At 30.7% G+C, this 14,550-nt stretch carries 12 protein-coding genes and 3 pseudogenes; 12 read left to right on the top strand and 3 right to left on the bottom strand.

Going from position 1 to position 14,550, the window contains the following annotated elements:
• Nucleotides 1-3 precede the first annotated feature (3 nt).
• The 7 genes from wecB (at nt 4) to KFV12_RS11975 (ending at nt 7,405) form a co-directional block, all read left to right on the top strand.
• The gene (gene wecB, locus KFV12_RS12005) at nt 4-1,125 is read left to right on the top strand and encodes a non-hydrolyzing UDP-N-acetylglucosamine 2-epimerase (RefSeq protein ID WP_254256850.1); all 1,122 of its coding nucleotides are present in this window, start codon (nt 4-6) and stop codon (nt 1,123-1,125) included.
• 306 nt (nt 1,126-1,431) lie between these two features.
• Nucleotides 1,432-2,439 (top strand): hypothetical protein, encoded by a 1,008-nt coding sequence (locus KFV12_RS12000; RefSeq protein WP_254256849.1) that lies wholly within the window; start codon nt 1,432-1,434, stop codon nt 2,437-2,439.
• Nucleotides 2,429-3,670 carry a glycosyltransferase family protein gene (locus tag KFV12_RS11995; RefSeq protein WP_254256848.1) on the top strand — a complete coding sequence of 414 codons (1,242 nt, stop codon included), beginning with the start codon at nt 2,429-2,431 and terminating at the stop codon, nt 3,668-3,670. Before KFV12_RS12000 ends, KFV12_RS11995 begins: the two co-directional genes overlap by 11 nt.
• Nucleotides 3,667-5,187 (top strand): murein biosynthesis integral membrane protein MurJ, encoded by a 1,521-nt coding sequence (murJ, locus tag KFV12_RS11990; RefSeq protein ID WP_254256847.1) that lies wholly within the window; start codon nt 3,667-3,669, stop codon nt 5,185-5,187. Before KFV12_RS11995 ends, murJ begins: the two co-directional genes overlap by 4 nt.
• Nucleotides 5,188-5,199: 12 nt before the next feature.
• Nucleotides 5,200-6,396: a glycosyltransferase family 4 protein gene (locus KFV12_RS11985; RefSeq protein ID WP_254256846.1), complete on the top strand. Its 1,197-nt coding sequence runs from the start codon at nt 5,200-5,202 to the stop codon at nt 6,394-6,396.
• A gap of 112 nt (nt 6,397-6,508) precedes the next feature.
• Nucleotides 6,509-6,973 carry a transposase gene (locus KFV12_RS11980; protein WP_254256845.1) on the top strand — a complete coding sequence of 155 codons (465 nt, stop codon included), beginning with the start codon at nt 6,509-6,511 and terminating at the stop codon, nt 6,971-6,973.
• Between the two features lie 150 nt (nt 6,974-7,123).
• Entirely contained in the window at nt 7,124-7,405 is a 282-nt protein-coding gene (locus tag KFV12_RS11975; RefSeq protein ID WP_254256844.1) for a hypothetical protein, read from the top strand.
• A 71-nt stretch (nt 7,406-7,476) separates the two neighbouring features.
• Here the strand turns inward: KFV12_RS11975 and KFV12_RS11970 are convergent.
• Nucleotides 7,477-8,016 (bottom strand): annotated as a pseudogene (locus KFV12_RS11970) (IS3 family transposase); the annotation flags it as partial.
• Between the two features lie 50 nt (nt 8,017-8,066).
• Nucleotides 8,067-8,582: pseudogene (locus KFV12_RS13330) on the bottom strand (hypothetical protein); the annotation flags it as partial.
• Between the two features lie 234 nt (nt 8,583-8,816).
• On the opposite strand from KFV12_RS13330, the pseudogene KFV12_RS13415 reads away from it, so the two are divergent.
• From KFV12_RS13415 to KFV12_RS11945, 3 genes and pseudogenes are all read left to right on the top strand, one after another.
• Nucleotides 8,817-9,046, top strand: a pseudogene (locus KFV12_RS13415) (transposase); the annotation flags it as partial.
• 545 nt (nt 9,047-9,591) lie between these two features.
• Entirely contained in the window at nt 9,592-9,795 is a 204-nt protein-coding gene (locus KFV12_RS11950) for a hypothetical protein (protein WP_254256841.1), read from the top strand.
• A gap of 159 nt (nt 9,796-9,954) precedes the next feature.
• A complete protein-coding gene (locus KFV12_RS11945) occupies nt 9,955-10,164 on the top strand; it encodes a hypothetical protein (RefSeq protein ID WP_254256840.1) in 210 nt (69 codons plus the stop codon).
• Between the two features lie 91 nt (nt 10,165-10,255).
• Here the strand turns inward: KFV12_RS11945 and KFV12_RS11940 are convergent, their stop codons facing one another.
• Nucleotides 10,256-11,767 carry a M4 family metallopeptidase gene (locus KFV12_RS11940; RefSeq protein WP_254256839.1) on the bottom strand — a complete coding sequence of 504 codons (1,512 nt, stop codon included), beginning with the start codon at nt 11,765-11,767 and terminating at the stop codon, nt 10,256-10,258.
• A 242-nt stretch (nt 11,768-12,009) separates the two neighbouring features.
• Here KFV12_RS11940 and KFV12_RS11935 point away from each other — a divergent pair, with 242 nt between their 5' ends.
• Together KFV12_RS11935 and nhaC are read left to right on the top strand one after the other, a co-directional pair.
• Nucleotides 12,010-12,840, top strand: a complete 831-nt coding sequence (locus tag KFV12_RS11935; RefSeq protein ID WP_254256838.1) for a trypsin-like serine peptidase — start codon at nt 12,010-12,012, stop codon at nt 12,838-12,840.
• 238 nt (nt 12,841-13,078) lie between these two features.
• On the top strand, nt 13,079-14,521 hold the full coding sequence (gene nhaC / locus KFV12_RS11930; protein ID WP_254256837.1) for a Na+/H+ antiporter NhaC: 1,443 nt from the start codon (nt 13,079-13,081) through the stop codon (nt 14,519-14,521).
• Nucleotides 14,522-14,550 lie beyond the last annotated feature (29 nt).

The following is a 14,550-nucleotide window of genomic DNA, read 5'->3' as shown; positions in this document are numbered from 1 at the left end:
ATAATGAAAAAATTAAAAGTAATGACCGTTGTTGGTACAAGACCTGAAATTATCCGTCTGTCAGCAGTAATCAATCGCTTAGAACAATCAGAAGCAATTGAACATGTGTTGGTTCATACAGGACAAAACTATGATTACGAATTAAATGAAGTGTTCTTTAATGACTTCAAATTACGTAAACCAGATTACTTCTTAAATTCAGCTAAAGGAACAGCAGTTGAAACAATCGGAAATATCTTAATTGCGATTGACCCAGTATTGGATGAAGTAAAACCAGATGCATTCTTAGTATTAGGGGATACAAATAGCTGTCTATGTGCCATTGCGGCAAAACGTAAACAAATACCAATCTTCCATATGGAAGCAGGTAACCGTTGTTTCGATCAACGCGTACCAGAAGAAACAAACCGTAAAATCGTAGATCATACGTCTGATATTAACCTTACGTATAGCACGATTGCACGTGAATACTTATTACGTGAAGGATTACCAGCGGACAGAGTCATTAAAACAGGTAGTCCAATGAAAGAAGTTATTAACTCAAGACGAGAAGACATTGAAAAATCAGATATACTATCACGCTTAGAATTAAAAGAAAATGAATACTTCATTGTATCAGCACATAGAGAAGAAAATATTAACTCAGATGTTAACTTCAAATCATTAGTTGAAGCATTAAATGCAGTCGCAGAAAAATATCAATTACCAGTCATTATCAGTACACATCCAAGAACACAAAAAAGAATCGATGAATTAGGGATTAAGTTCCATGATTTAGTACAAACGCTAAAACCATTAGGGTTTAACGACTATATTAAATTACAAAAATCAGCAAAAGCAGTATTAAGTGATAGTGGAACAATTAGTGAAGAAACAGCGATATTAGGGCTTAAATCATTGAATATCCGTGAAGCACATGAGAGACCAGAAGCAATGGAAGAAGCAACAGTAATGATGACGGGTGTATCTACAGACCGTATCTTGCAAGGATTAGCTGAAATCGATGCAAAAGGCAATGAATCAAGAATCGTTGCTGACTATGATATCAATAATGTATCTGAAAAAGTAGTGAAAATTATTATTTCTTATACTGATTACATAAATAAGCTAGTTTGGAAAAAATAAATGACGAGTAATAAGTATATACCTATTTATTTAGTAATAATTTATTTTATTACAGTATATATTCTCTTTGTATTCGGACCTTGGCCATGGCCGGTTAGTAATCTTCCATTAGTTACATTATTCTTGTTAATGAGTCATCTTAGTTTATACATAGGATACATATCCTCTATCAGTAAAAAGAGGGTATACAATATTTCTCCTAAAAATTATGTGATTAAAATTAATTTTATAAATTTTATTAAATATCTAGTGATTATAAATATATTTACCATTCTTCCTCTATTTCTTTTAAGAACTGGAGCAGAAATGAATTTTAACTCTATATTGAATGTTATAAGAGAGGGAATAATAAATCCAGGAGAGATGTATCAAAAAAAATTAAAAAATGAGATGGAAACAGCATCTTGGATTTATTTATTTTTGATAGTAATCAATACATTTTTAAAAATTGTAATAATACCAAATGTTATTTATTTTTGGAATAAATTCAATTTTACTATAAAATCAATTGCATTATTGACATTGCTAATTGAAACATTTTCATGGATAAGTATAGGAACCAATAAAGGTATATTTGATAATGTGTTTATAGTGTTATCATCTATATTCATTAAATATTTATATAATTTTAAACGTATCCCAATGAGGTATATTTTAATTACAATATTAACTTTAATATTATCATTGGCGTATTTTAATAATGCGATAATTAACAGATCCGGTAAATTGGAAACTTATAATAAGTTCGCTGGAATAAATGTAAATAATGAAAGTTTCTTTATAAAGTACTTTCCAGAATCTATTGGAAATTTATTTATTGTTATAACTTCGTATTTAACACAAGGTTATTATGGACTGTCATTAGGACTTCGTGAAAATTTCATATCAACATGGGGATTTGGAAGTTCCTGGTTTTTAATGAATGTATATGGAATATTTGGTTCGAAAGAAGAATTAAAAGAAGATAGTTTAATTTTTAGGATACAAAAATATGGTTGGCAACCTGAAATTAATTGGCATTCAATATATACATGGTTAGCATCAGACTATTCTTTTTATGGTGTAATAATAATTATGTTTATTGTAGGAAAAATATATGCGAATTTGATAAATGATATAAAAAAGAATAACTTAATATTTTCTAAAAGTTTTTTAACACTGTTATTTATCATGTTTATGTATTTTCCAATGAATAATCAAATATTTTCATTTATTGATACTTTTTTTTCGTTCTGGATTTTATTCATATTATGGCTTATTAACAGTAAATTTAATATTGTAAGCTTTAGAGAGGAAGAAAAACATGTATCCTAGAGTATTAGTAATAAGTAATAATCCTTTTAGTGAAACGTCTAATAATGGAAAAACATACGCATCTTTTTTTAAAGGTTGGCCTAAGGAGAAATTGGCGCAACTATATTTTACTAATGAAGTACCACTTGATACAATTTGTGGAAATTATTTTAATTTTGAGCAAGGTTATAAAATTGAAACAAATACATCTAATTTATCGAGCAAACAAAGTTTCAAACAAAGAATTTATCTAAAAATGAGAGACAATTCCCTTGCTTCCTTACTATTCAATCATTTATGGGACCTAAAAATAAAGAAATATGAAAAACATATTTATGAGTTTGTAAAAATATTTGAACCTGATGTAATATTTTTTGTAGGTGGTAGACGAAATTTCACATATAAAACTACTAATTTAATAGCGGATAAATTTAATATTCCTATTTATCTATATTATACAGATGATTATTTCGTTTCAGAAAACAACAATTTTTTTATGAAAATAAATAATTATTTATTTCTTAAGGAAGCTTATAAAACTATTGATAAATCAAAGTCGATATTTGTAATTGGAAACAAAATGAAAAAAGTGTATGAAAAAAAATTTAATAAAAAATGCATACCAATTATGAATAGCATTAATTTTGAAGAATATGACTTATTAAGTTTCAAAGAACCTAATGAAAATCTGAAAATTGCATATTTTGGAGGCTTACATTTAAAAAGATTAGACAGTATTATTGATTTAGCAAAAATTGTTGATGAAGATAATCAAGAAAGTAAAAGAAATACAATTATAGATTTATATTCAGCTTCTCATTTAGATATGATGCAAATAGATTTAATGAATAAGTTTGATTGTTTATGTTTTAAAGGGAGAATTAATGCGAATAATATAATCAGTAAGATGAATGAATATGATGTTTTATTGTTTGTAGAAAGTTTTGAACAAAGTATGATTAATCGCACACATCTTTCATTAAGTACAAAAATTCCTGAATATTTAGCGGTAGGTAAACCTATATTTGCTATTGGACCTATTCAATCTGGATCAATAGAATATTTGAAAGAAATAGGATTATCGTATGTGAATGAATCTAACTCATTTGACAAAATGAAAAGTATTTATCAGAACCTTTTGAATGATACTGAAAATTTCAGGAATATAAATAAGCAAAGTAAAATATATGCTAAATTAAATCATAGTTATCAAAAAAACCATGACTTATTAAGAAAAGAATTATCAAAATGACAAAAATAAAAAATATTGCATTTTTATCAATAATAATTGCTGTCATTTCTAAGTTTTCTGGTTTTTTAAGAGATATATTACTTTCATATCATTATGGTGCAAGTAACATTTCTGATGCATATATGATTTCATACACCATACCATTTATTATAGTAGGACTTGCTGGAGAAGCAATTGCTACAGGATTCGTTCCACGTTATACAAGAATAGAAAAAAATAGAGGGAAAAGTGAAGCTGATCTTTTTACCAATAATCTTTTAAGTATCATGATTATATTTTCAACAATAATTGTCTTTTCCTTTTTATTATTAAAAAAAATTATATTAAAGTTAATTTTTCCTGGTTTAAATCTTGAGACCTTTGTACTAACTATGAGTTATTTAAATATTACAATTTGGTCAATTTACCCTCTTTTACTCGTCTATATCCTAATGGGCATAGCACAAATTAAGTTAAGATTTCTTAAACTTTCATTAATAAGTTTACCCATGAATATTACATTTTTAATATCTATAATACTGAGTGATTATTATGGAACATATCTTTTACCTTTTGGAATACTAATTGGAATTGCTAGTCAAACTTTAGTTTTCTATAAGGAAATTAAAGAGCTTTCAAACACATTAAAACTAAACTTCGATTTTAAAAATGCGGAAATAAGAAGTTTATTTCTTATGTCAATACCAGTTTTATTAAGTGTATCAGTTAATCAGCTTAATAATGTTGTGGATATGAATATGGCATCCTTTACGCAAGAGGGTGGAATTTCAATAATTAATTACTCAAATAGAATAAATACTTTATTGCATGGAGTAGTAGCTTTGACTATAGCAAATATGTGTTATCCTATTTTTGCCAAACATGCTAACAACGAAAACTATAAAAGTTTAAATGAGATTAATTATAAGGTACTTAGAAACTTAACCATTATTTTAGTACCCATTACTATATATTTAATGTTTTTTTCAAATAGTATTGTAGATATCTTATACGCAAGAGGATCATTCACTACTTCTGATGAAGTATTGACAAGTACTGTGATGCAAATGTATATTTTAGGAGTTTTACCAATAGCGTATAGAGAAATAATATCTAGACTTTTCTATTCTTTTAATAATACAAAAGCTCCATTTATTAGTGCGGTTATCGGGGTTCTCACCAACATAATATTAAATGTAGTATTATCAAATTTACTTGGGCTTAAAGGGCTTGCATTAGCCTCATCAATTGCAGCAATAGTAACTACATTATTTCTCTGTATATTTTTAAAGAAAAAACATTCAGAAATTTTATTTACAGATATAAATAAAATGTTGGTTAAATTTTTTCCTATAATAATTTTAATATTAATCGAATTATTTACACTACAAGAAGTCTTATTTAAGTATAAATTATTAGGGGTAATTATAAATATACTACTAGCTACTATTTTATATTTAATATTGTTAGCCGTATTTAAAGTTATAAAGTTATCAGAATTCAATGAGAAAATAAATACTTTAAATAAAATGAAATAGGGGAGAAACATTATGAATATTCTTTTTCTAACCTTATTAGATTTAAAAAATTTAAACGAAAGTGGTATATACCACGACTTAGTTAATGAGTTGAAATCTAGAGGTCATAACGTAACAGTGGTTACAGCAGCAGAAAGAAAAAAGATAGGAAAAACTAATCTGTATACAAGTAATAATATAGAGGTTTTAAGTGTTAAAATAGGGAATATAACAAAAACAAATACTTTGATAAAAGGCATTAACACTTTACTAATTGAAAAATATTTTGCTTCGGCAATTAAAAACTATTTAAAGAATCATGATTTTGATTTAATAGTTTATACTACTCCCCCAATTACCTTTTATAATTTAATTAAAAGATTAAAAAATAAATATAATTGTAAGACATATTTACTATTAAAAGATATTTTCCCACAAAATGCAGTAGATTTGAACTTATTCAAAAAAAGTGGGCTGATTTATAAATATTTCAGATCAAAAGAAAAATCACTTTACAAAATTTCTGATTATATAGGTTGTATGTCTCAAGAAAATATTAACTACATTGAAAAAAATAATAATATTACAGCAAAAACACACATATTTCGCAATGCACTTTATGAAAAAAAATTTAATAAAAACCTCGCCTTAAAAAATGAAATATTTTCTAAATATAGCTTAGATATGAATAAAAAGTTGTTTATTTATGGTGGTAATATAGGAGTTCCCCAAGGAATTAATTTTATTAAAGAAGTCATGAGCAATTTTGATAAAGTTAATAATAGTCAGCTATTAATAGTTGGAAATGGTACACATTATAAAGATATTTTATTACATTCTAAAACTTTGAGTCACAAATGCGTTAAAGTCTTAAATATTATGCCAAAAGAAGAATATGATGTACTTGTATCTTGTGCGGATGTGGGATTAATATTCTTAGATAATAGATTTACGATACCTAATTATCCATCTAGATTAACTTCTTTACTTAATGCAGGACTTCCAATTTTAGCTTCAACTGATGAGAATACCGATCTTAGTTATGATATTATTGAATGGAAATGTGGCTTGTGGAATAAAAGTAATGATATCAATGGTTTTATAAAAAATGCTAATAGAATAGTTGAACCCAATACATACGCAATATTAAGTGGAAACTCAAAGAAATGCTATAGAGAATTTTTTAAAATTGAAGATAATGTAGATGGTCTGCTAAATATGATTAAATAGATTAATAATAGATTTAGTAATTTCAGACTGAAGACAAAGTCTCCTTCGGAGATGAAGTCTTCAGTCTTTTTTTATACAATGGTATTGACAATGATTTGGGGTGATTATTTTGTTGAGTAAATCAGAAGATAAAAGAAATCAATTAGAGGTTGTTGCGACCTCAGATTTAGTGCCACAAGACCATTTAATAAGAAAAGTAGATAAAGTATTGGATTTGAATTTTATTTATCTTCTTGTTGAAGATAAATATTGTTTTGATAATGGTCGTCCAAGTATAGAAACTGTGATTTTATTAAAAATAATATTAATACAAAAATTATTCGAAATAAAATCAATGAGACAGACAATAAAAGAAATCGAAACAAATGTTGCTTATCGTTGTTATCTTAGATACAGTTTGCAGAATAAGATTCCTCATTTCACTACCTTCGGTAAGAACTATATTAGAAGATTCAGTGATAATACACTTGTCGAAGAAATATTTGAACACATTCTACAATTGGCAATGCAACATAAATTGATTGATACCTCAGCTTTATTCATTGATTCTACTCATATAAAAGCAAATGCTAATTGAACATAGATTTAGAAAAGTTTTAGTAAAAAAATCAGTCGCTCATTATAAAGATGAGTTAGATAAAGAAATAAACGAGTTTCGTAAATCTGAAGGAAAAAAGGAGTTCACCTCAACTCATAAGATAGAAGAAAAGAGTCAATCATTCCTTACATGCCGTATACTATAGCAAGAGGTCCAAAGGACCGTTTCAGAAAAAATGATTTTGTTTATGATGAATATTACAATGAATACATTTATCCAGAAAATTACCCTCTTAAATACACTCGTACTGATCATGAAGGATTTAAATTATATCATTCTAACCCAAATGTATGTAAAGAATGTCCATTTCTAAATAAATGTACAGAAAATAAACAATATAAAAAGAAAATTCAAAGACATATTTGGCAAAATTACTTAGAAGATGTTGAAGTGCATACGACGCCTTTATAGAACCATAAAAAAGCGATTTACGGTACGGGTGCTGAACCTTTAATTTGAGACATAACAAAAAAGCATCTCAATTAGGCTGCTTGTTTTCGATATTCTATCGGAGATAAGTAACCTAATTTTTGTTGAATTCTATTTTCATTATAATTCTTGATGTATTTCTCTACAATTTCTTTTACAATGTAATTAGAGCTATTTCGCTCACTGTTTAAATAGAATGTTTCAGACTTTAGCGAGGAATGGAAACATTCAATACAGGCATTATCAGCAGGTGTCGCTTTTCGCGACATTGATCTGATAATGTCTTTTTCTTTGCATTCTTCATAATAATCTTTAGAGGTATAAACACTTCCTTGATCGCTATGTAATAAGCATCCCTTCGGGAGTTCTATTTGATTTAGTGTATCTAAAACAAACTTCGTGTCTTGTTTATCGTTTATTGTGTAAGCGATGATTTCTCCATTATATAAGTCCATAATCGATGACAAATAAAGCATTGTATTACCAAATGGTAAATGAGTTATGTCTGTTACTAACTTAGTTAAAGGTTTATCAGTTTTAAAATCGCGATTTAAGATATTATCTGTAATATAGTATGGTTTGCCCAATTTTCTTGTTTCATATCAGTTCACCCATAGGCAAAGGCAGGGCCACTGAATGGTTAAACAGCTACGAATAAATAACCATAAATGACTTCACCTGTTGTTGGATCAATCCATCGGATTTTAGAACCAGTTCAATCAACTTCAACTTTTTCTCCAGCCTTATGATGAATTATTTCTGAGAATGATTGTTTCGATAGATACTCATTAAAGTATTTTCTAAACTGAGTTAATAGATAATAAGGTTTATTGTTTAAACGGCATGCATGTACATACTCCTCCCATAATAACTTCATAGTAACTCCTGGCTGTGATAAAGATTTTGAAAGTTCTTTGTAGTAAGGCATCGTGAATACTACATCTCTAATTATTCTTTTCGGTTGATTTTTACGAACATCAAAGACTTCTGATATTCGAGCAGCATCCCAACATTTTAATGTCTAGTAAGATAATTGATTTTGTTTAGCAGTATCAATTGTTCGTTTAACTAAAGTCCTACCTGAACCTACAGTTTCACAAATTTTTCTCTGACTAAATGACAACTCATGAAGTCTAATAATTTCTAAATAATTAGGCATAAAATCCCTCCAAAAATAATTTTGTACGAATGTACAAGTATTTTTATAACATGAAATTTGGAAGGAAATCATAAAAAATAAACTCCTAATGGAGTTTATAAGTGTGGCAACAAATTAGCGTTATTGATGCGACTGAGAAGTGCGATTTAGGTGGTCTCGGTACTGTTAGAGCGTCGTTTTCATGAATAAATAAGACATACAGAAGAAGGAAGAATGGGATATAAATTAAAGTCTCAAACTATTGAAAGAAGATTTGGTGATGCTAAAGAACAGCATGGTATGAGATGGACAAAGTTTAGAGGATTGAAAAAGTGTCCAAGGAAACCACGCTTATTTGTGCATGCATGAATTTAAAAAAGTTAGCCAATTGGGTTATCAAAGATACTCAATTGGCTTGGCATTATAGTCAAAAATTTAAATTTCGAAGAAATGAGAATATAGTCATAAAAAACAAACTCATGTAATGAAATTTAGTTTGTCTTCAATCTGAGATTACTAATAGATTTAGTAATCTATTTTTTAATATGAATTAAAATTATTCTCATTTAATCAAGGAATGAGGTATTTATGAATATTTTATTTTTATCTTTAAGTAGATTTGAAAATATTAAAGAAAAACAAAGCTATAATGATATTTTTAAAAAGTTGGCGTTTAAATGGACATAAAATAAATATTGTATGTCCTAAGATAGAGAATGACAAGGGTATAAATTATAAAAATATTAATATTTTTAGAGTCGATACTGGTGAGATTAGAAATCAAATTAGAAAAATTAAATTTTCAAAAGTCAATAATGGAATACGCATAAATTCTCCAATCTACATTATCTGTGACTTCATCTGCTAAATTTTGTACAATAGTGTAAAATAAGTCTGAGGAGGATAACTATGAGCATGTCGATTTTACTGATTATTATAATGATGGCGATTGTTCTGTTTGGTGGTTATTTCTTTACGAATCAAGATAAGAAGTAAGATTAGTTTTTATCACACAGCTTAGGAGAATAGGATGAAGAAATTAATTACAGCGTCACTAGTGTTATCTACTTTACTTATGCCGGTTGCAACTACTGAAGCTGCAACGACTGTTAAGGCATCACCTAATTATCAGAACAAGGATTTATCGATGCCAAAGCTTGATAGTAAGACATTAAAACTTATGAAGGATAGAAAGTTTAGTTATAAGGGCGTTGAGTTTAGAGATAAGTTCTAGGAAGTGCATTCGATTTTCGGTAAGGATACATATTCTAATGTGTATCGCGATATTTATGGTGTAATGGTAGAAAAGGACTATGGTCGTTATGGTGAGGTTGTCTTTGCCTGTCGTCATTACAATCGTAATATGGTGACTGCTAGTGCTTAGGTAGATCGTATGGCATTTAAGTATATTTGGAAACAACCTGCACTTACATCATCAATGAAGAAAGTTTTAGGTAAGGCGACAAGTAGTAGTAAGACGAGTGATGGTTTAATCGTTAACAAGTATGGTCTTCACGTTAAATTGATTTTACAGAAGAATGAAGAAACGGGTAACCTGGAGATTGTTCAATTAGAGTATCATGATGTTCAATTGAGCGTCTAATTTTTTCCCGGGTAATAAATACCGCCACTGATTGTTCAGTGGCGGTATTATTTTTATATCTATTGAGTTATTTTATAGTTGTGTATTGATATTATACGCCAGCATTCGTCCATGTTGCATAGACTATATCTGCTGCTTGTTGGCCGTATAGATCCATCGCTGCTTGAGATAATGCTTGTTTCGCATCAGCGAATGTTGAATTTACTGTCAAGTATTGTGTTAATGCACGGTAATAGATTTTTTCTGCTTTATCTTGTCCTAACTGATTCACCGTGTCATAAGCGATTTTGTTCGGAATACCTGAGTTCGTGTGTACACCACCGTTATCTGATGTCGTATTCACGTATTGTGCCATTGTTGCCGGCTGATTATATAGGTTAGGGTTAGACATACTTCTTAAAGCATCTCCAGCTTTGTTTGGTGTATACACATCTTCCCCGATAGTTGCATCATCGTTATCAATGAAATATGCAAACACGTCTGACATACTTTCATTTAATGCACCTGATTGTCCTTGATATTCTAAATTCGCAGTTTCTTGTGTCACACCATGCGTAATTTCATGCGCTACAACATCTTTAGCCCCTGCTAACGGACGGAATACCACGCCATCTCCATCCCCGTACACAATTTTATCTCCCATCCATGCTGCATTATTACAGTTGTTGAATCCAATGTTATTAGCATGAACGATTGATACTAACGGACTGCCTGCGTTGTCATATGATTCACGGCCAAATTTATTTTTATAGTATTTATAAGTTAAGTCTGCGTAGTAGTTGGCGTCAACTCCTGGTTGTTGTATGCTAGCGTCAAACTTACGGTCTCTATCTGTAATGATATTTGCTTGTCTTGTACTTTCATCATAGTTATAGGCTGCTTTATATCCTGTGTTTGTTAAGTCTTGCAGGTAGTACGTACGTTTTTGGCTATTTAAGTTAATTGTTTTCGTATCACCTAGTACACCGACACCTGTTCCTGTTGTTGCAGTATGTTGTGCTAAGTTTAATTTTTCAACGATTGCACCGGTTTGTGCATCGACTTTAATAATGTAGTGTGTAGCTTTCGGTGTTACAGTAATAATTTCAACTGTATAGACGTTTTTATTTTTATCTCCGTCAATTTCTAAGTCAGCACGTTTCACTGTTGGGTTACCTAAGTTACTTGCTGCCTGCTGGTTGATGTTAATTGTGTTGAAGGCATTTTGAATGGCCTGATCTTTAGAGATTGAGACAGTGTTTGTTGGATTTACTTCTTTTGCATCTAATGCACCATTCACAAGAACGACTTCCCCTTGTGGATTCACATGGACTTTGATTTCTTTATCTGTTGCAAAGCGTCCATTTGCTTTTGGTTGTAATGTGTAGTGTGTGAATCCAAGTTCATCCTGATGAACATCTGTTACTTCATATTTACTATACGTTTGTTTGATGGCTTTAGCGCCAGGTAAGTTCTTCAGTACATTTTTAATGTCCTGTTTGTTTTGTACTTTTTGTTTAACTTCTAGTTGCTTATATGATTGAGTCTGTGCGTCTGCCTGAATGTTAAGTGTTGAACCAAGTAATGTTGCTGATACTGCTGTAGCTAATAATTTTTTATTCATGTTTCGTCACCTCTTAAGTGTAAATTGATACGTTTCCACGTATTATTCCTCTATATACGTCTATTTATCTCTCATTAAACATCATTTAGGTATATTTATTATATCTGTTACATGTTTTTAATATATATTACATATGGATATTGAATTAATTAGTGAATGCACGGATAATTATTTACATCAGTGTCTTCTTTCTGTAATAAAGTTATGAGAAAATAAATGCATATGAAACTTAGGAGGATAACATGAGAAAGTTCAACTATTTATTAGGAGTAGTGTTAATTGGTAGTGTTTTATTATCTGGTATACATAGTGCACAAGCGATGGAGTCAGATTATTATTATGATGGGATGAAACCGGCTACAAAGCAAATCGCTTATCCGATTGTTAAGAGTTATCCGAACAGCAAGACATTTATGAAAGCTATTCCGAATCGTTATACGAAGTATGCTGCCATTGGGCGTATTGCGAATAAGAATGGCTGGGCAGGTCCAGAATATGAAACAATGGGTAGTGGTTTTGTCATTGATGATCATACGATTTTAACGAATGCCCATGTCATTGATGATGAACATGGTAAAGCAACGGCGCCAAAGTATTTAACATTTGAGATGAACCGTAATGAAGCGGATATTCCTCATAAGTTTGCAGTGACTAAAGTGGTTAAAGTTCCTTATGCAGATGTTGCATTAGTGCATACGAAAGTGAAGCTGACTGATTATGTGAAGCCGATGAAACTTGCGACAGATAACCAGATTGCACGTTTAAAACAAGGTCAGGTGTTATTTAGTGTGGGCTATCCGTTTGACGGTAAGATTTATGAGAAGCGTTATTTTAACCGTGCATTATTTATTATGCGTACAGCGAATCAAACGGAGTTTGTTATGAAAGATAAGTTCCGTGCCGGTGCATCAGGTTCACCGTTATTTGATAGTAAGATGCGCGTTTATGGTTTAAGAACATATGGTTATGATTTATACGGAGAGTATGACACGCCATATGCGAAAGCAGAGTATAGTGGAGCAGAAGCGTTATACGGATATACAGGACAATATGTACTCGATCATATGTATTAATTAAAGAGGTGGGCACTTCGCAAGAAGTGCTTATTTTTTTATCTTCTTATATGATTTTTTTATTAAACTTTTATTTTTCTATACTTTTAATTATCTTTTAACGATTGTTTTATCTATTATTATTTCTTTGTTTAAATTTTTTAAGTATTTTGAAAATTAGTGTAGATTTTTACGGTTTAATGCCTTAAAATAAATATGTGAATGTAAACGATTTCATTCGGGGAGGATACATAGGGGTATGGAAAATAATCTTAAACAGAAAAAAGAAATCAATGTTTGGTGGGCTTTAGTACCACTTGTCTTTATGATTGCGAGCATGATATTTACCGTCGTATTCCTGGAGCAGGCACCACATATTCCGTTGATGATCGGTACAGCGATTGCAGCAATTGTTGCACATCAGCATGGATTTACATGGGAAGAGATTGAAGAGATGATGTATAAGGGGATTAAACTCGCTTTACCCGCAATCGTCATCATTATATTGGTTGGTTTAGTTATCGGTGCCTGGATTGGTGGCGGTGTAGTTGCAACGATGATCTATTATGGTCTGAAGTTAATCTCACCGGGTATGTTCTTAGTAACGATTTGTATTATCTGTGGTATCGTTGCACTTGCGATTGGTTCAAGCTGGTCAACAATGGCGACAGTTGGTGTTGCTGGTATGGGGATTGGTTTAAGTATGGATATTCCTGCAGGTATGATTGCAGGCGCTGTAATTTCAGGTAGTTATTTCGGAGATAAGATGAGCCCTTTAAGTGATACGACAAACTTAGCGTCAGGGCTTACAGGAACAGATTTATTTGTACATATTAAACATATGTTCTTTACGACCATTCCTGGTATCATTATTGCATTAATTGCTTACTTCTTTATCGGTCGCCAGTTTGCAGGTGGTCATATGGATACGAAGAAGATTGAGACGCTGCTCAATGGTATGGAAGAGCAATTTGTCATTTCACCGTGGTTATTATTGATCCCGTTAATCGTTATTATATTAGTTACTTTGAAGGTACCGGCTGTACCGGCATTAGTGGTCGGTATTATATTAGGAGCGGGTGCACAGCAGCTTGTTCAAGGTGATAGTATGAATGCAGTAATGGATACACTACAGTCTGGTTATAAAATTGATTCTAAAAATGAACTAATCACAGAGTTATTTAACAAAGGTGGATTAGAATCGATGTTCTTTACCATTTCTATGACGATCGTAGCGATGACGTTTGGTGGTATTCTGGAGTTCAGTGGTATGTTAAATGCGATTATCTCTAAAATTTTATTGGTGGCAAGGTCTACAGGCAGCTTGATTGCTGCGACGATTGTAAGCTGTTTTGCTACGAATGCAACGTGTTCTGAGCAGTATATCAGTATTGTTGTACCGAGCCGTATGTATTTAAAAGCTTTTATCGATAAGAACTTACATCCAAAGAACTTGTCACGATGTCTGGAAGACAGTGGTACTTTAACGAGTGTGTTCGTACCTTGGAATACATGTGGTGTATTTATTGCAGGAACACTCGGTGTAGGCGTTGCTGAATACGCACCCTATGCAATCTTAAACTTTATGGTTCCTATTATTTCAATCATCTATGGCTACACTGGCTTTAAGATTGTAAAGATGACGAAAGAAGAACGAGCACATTTCGAGCAGCAGAATTTACAACCGGCAGAACTCGCTTAAATTAAAAAATACGTTTGAGATTTAATCTC

It is taken from the genome of Macrococcus epidermidis (genome assembly GCF_024205965.1).
GTDB lineage: Bacteria > Bacillota > Bacilli > Staphylococcales > Staphylococcaceae > Macrococcoides > Macrococcoides epidermidis.
Note: the sequence above shows the minus strand (reverse complement) of the source record. Positions and strands in the feature narration are given on the sequence as shown.

What these genes read in the sequence shown, in the direction of transcription:
- KFV12_RS11995 (WP_254256848.1), top strand. Translation starts at nt 2,429, where the DNA reads ATGTATCCTAGAGTATTAGTAATAAGTAATAATCCTTTTAGTGAAACG.
- KFV12_RS11950 (WP_254256841.1), top strand. Translation starts at nt 9,592, where the DNA reads ATGAAGAAATTAATTACAGCGTCACTAGTGTTATCTACTTTACTTATG.
- KFV12_RS11985 (WP_254256846.1), top strand. Translation starts at nt 5,200, where the DNA reads ATGAATATTCTTTTTCTAACCTTATTAGATTTAAAAAATTTAAACGAA.
- KFV12_RS11945 (WP_254256840.1), top strand. Translation starts at nt 9,955, where the DNA reads ATGGCATTTAAGTATATTTGGAAACAACCTGCACTTACATCATCAATG.
- wecB (WP_254256850.1), top strand. Translation starts at nt 4, where the DNA reads ATGAAAAAATTAAAAGTAATGACCGTTGTTGGTACAAGACCTGAAATT.
- KFV12_RS11975 (WP_254256844.1), top strand. Translation starts at nt 7,124, where the DNA reads ATGCCGTATACTATAGCAAGAGGTCCAAAGGACCGTTTCAGAAAAAAT.
- murJ (WP_254256847.1), top strand. Translation starts at nt 3,667, where the DNA reads ATGACAAAAATAAAAAATATTGCATTTTTATCAATAATAATTGCTGTC.
- KFV12_RS11935 (WP_254256838.1), top strand. Translation starts at nt 12,010, where the DNA reads ATGAGAAAGTTCAACTATTTATTAGGAGTAGTGTTAATTGGTAGTGTT.
- KFV12_RS12000 (WP_254256849.1), top strand. Translation starts at nt 1,432, where the DNA reads ATGAATTTTAACTCTATATTGAATGTTATAAGAGAGGGAATAATAAAT.
- nhaC (WP_254256837.1), top strand. Translation starts at nt 13,079, where the DNA reads ATGGAAAATAATCTTAAACAGAAAAAAGAAATCAATGTTTGGTGGGCT.
- KFV12_RS11940 (WP_254256839.1), bottom strand. Translation starts at nt 11,767, where the DNA reads ATGAATAAAAAATTATTAGCTACAGCAGTATCAGCAACATTACTTGGT.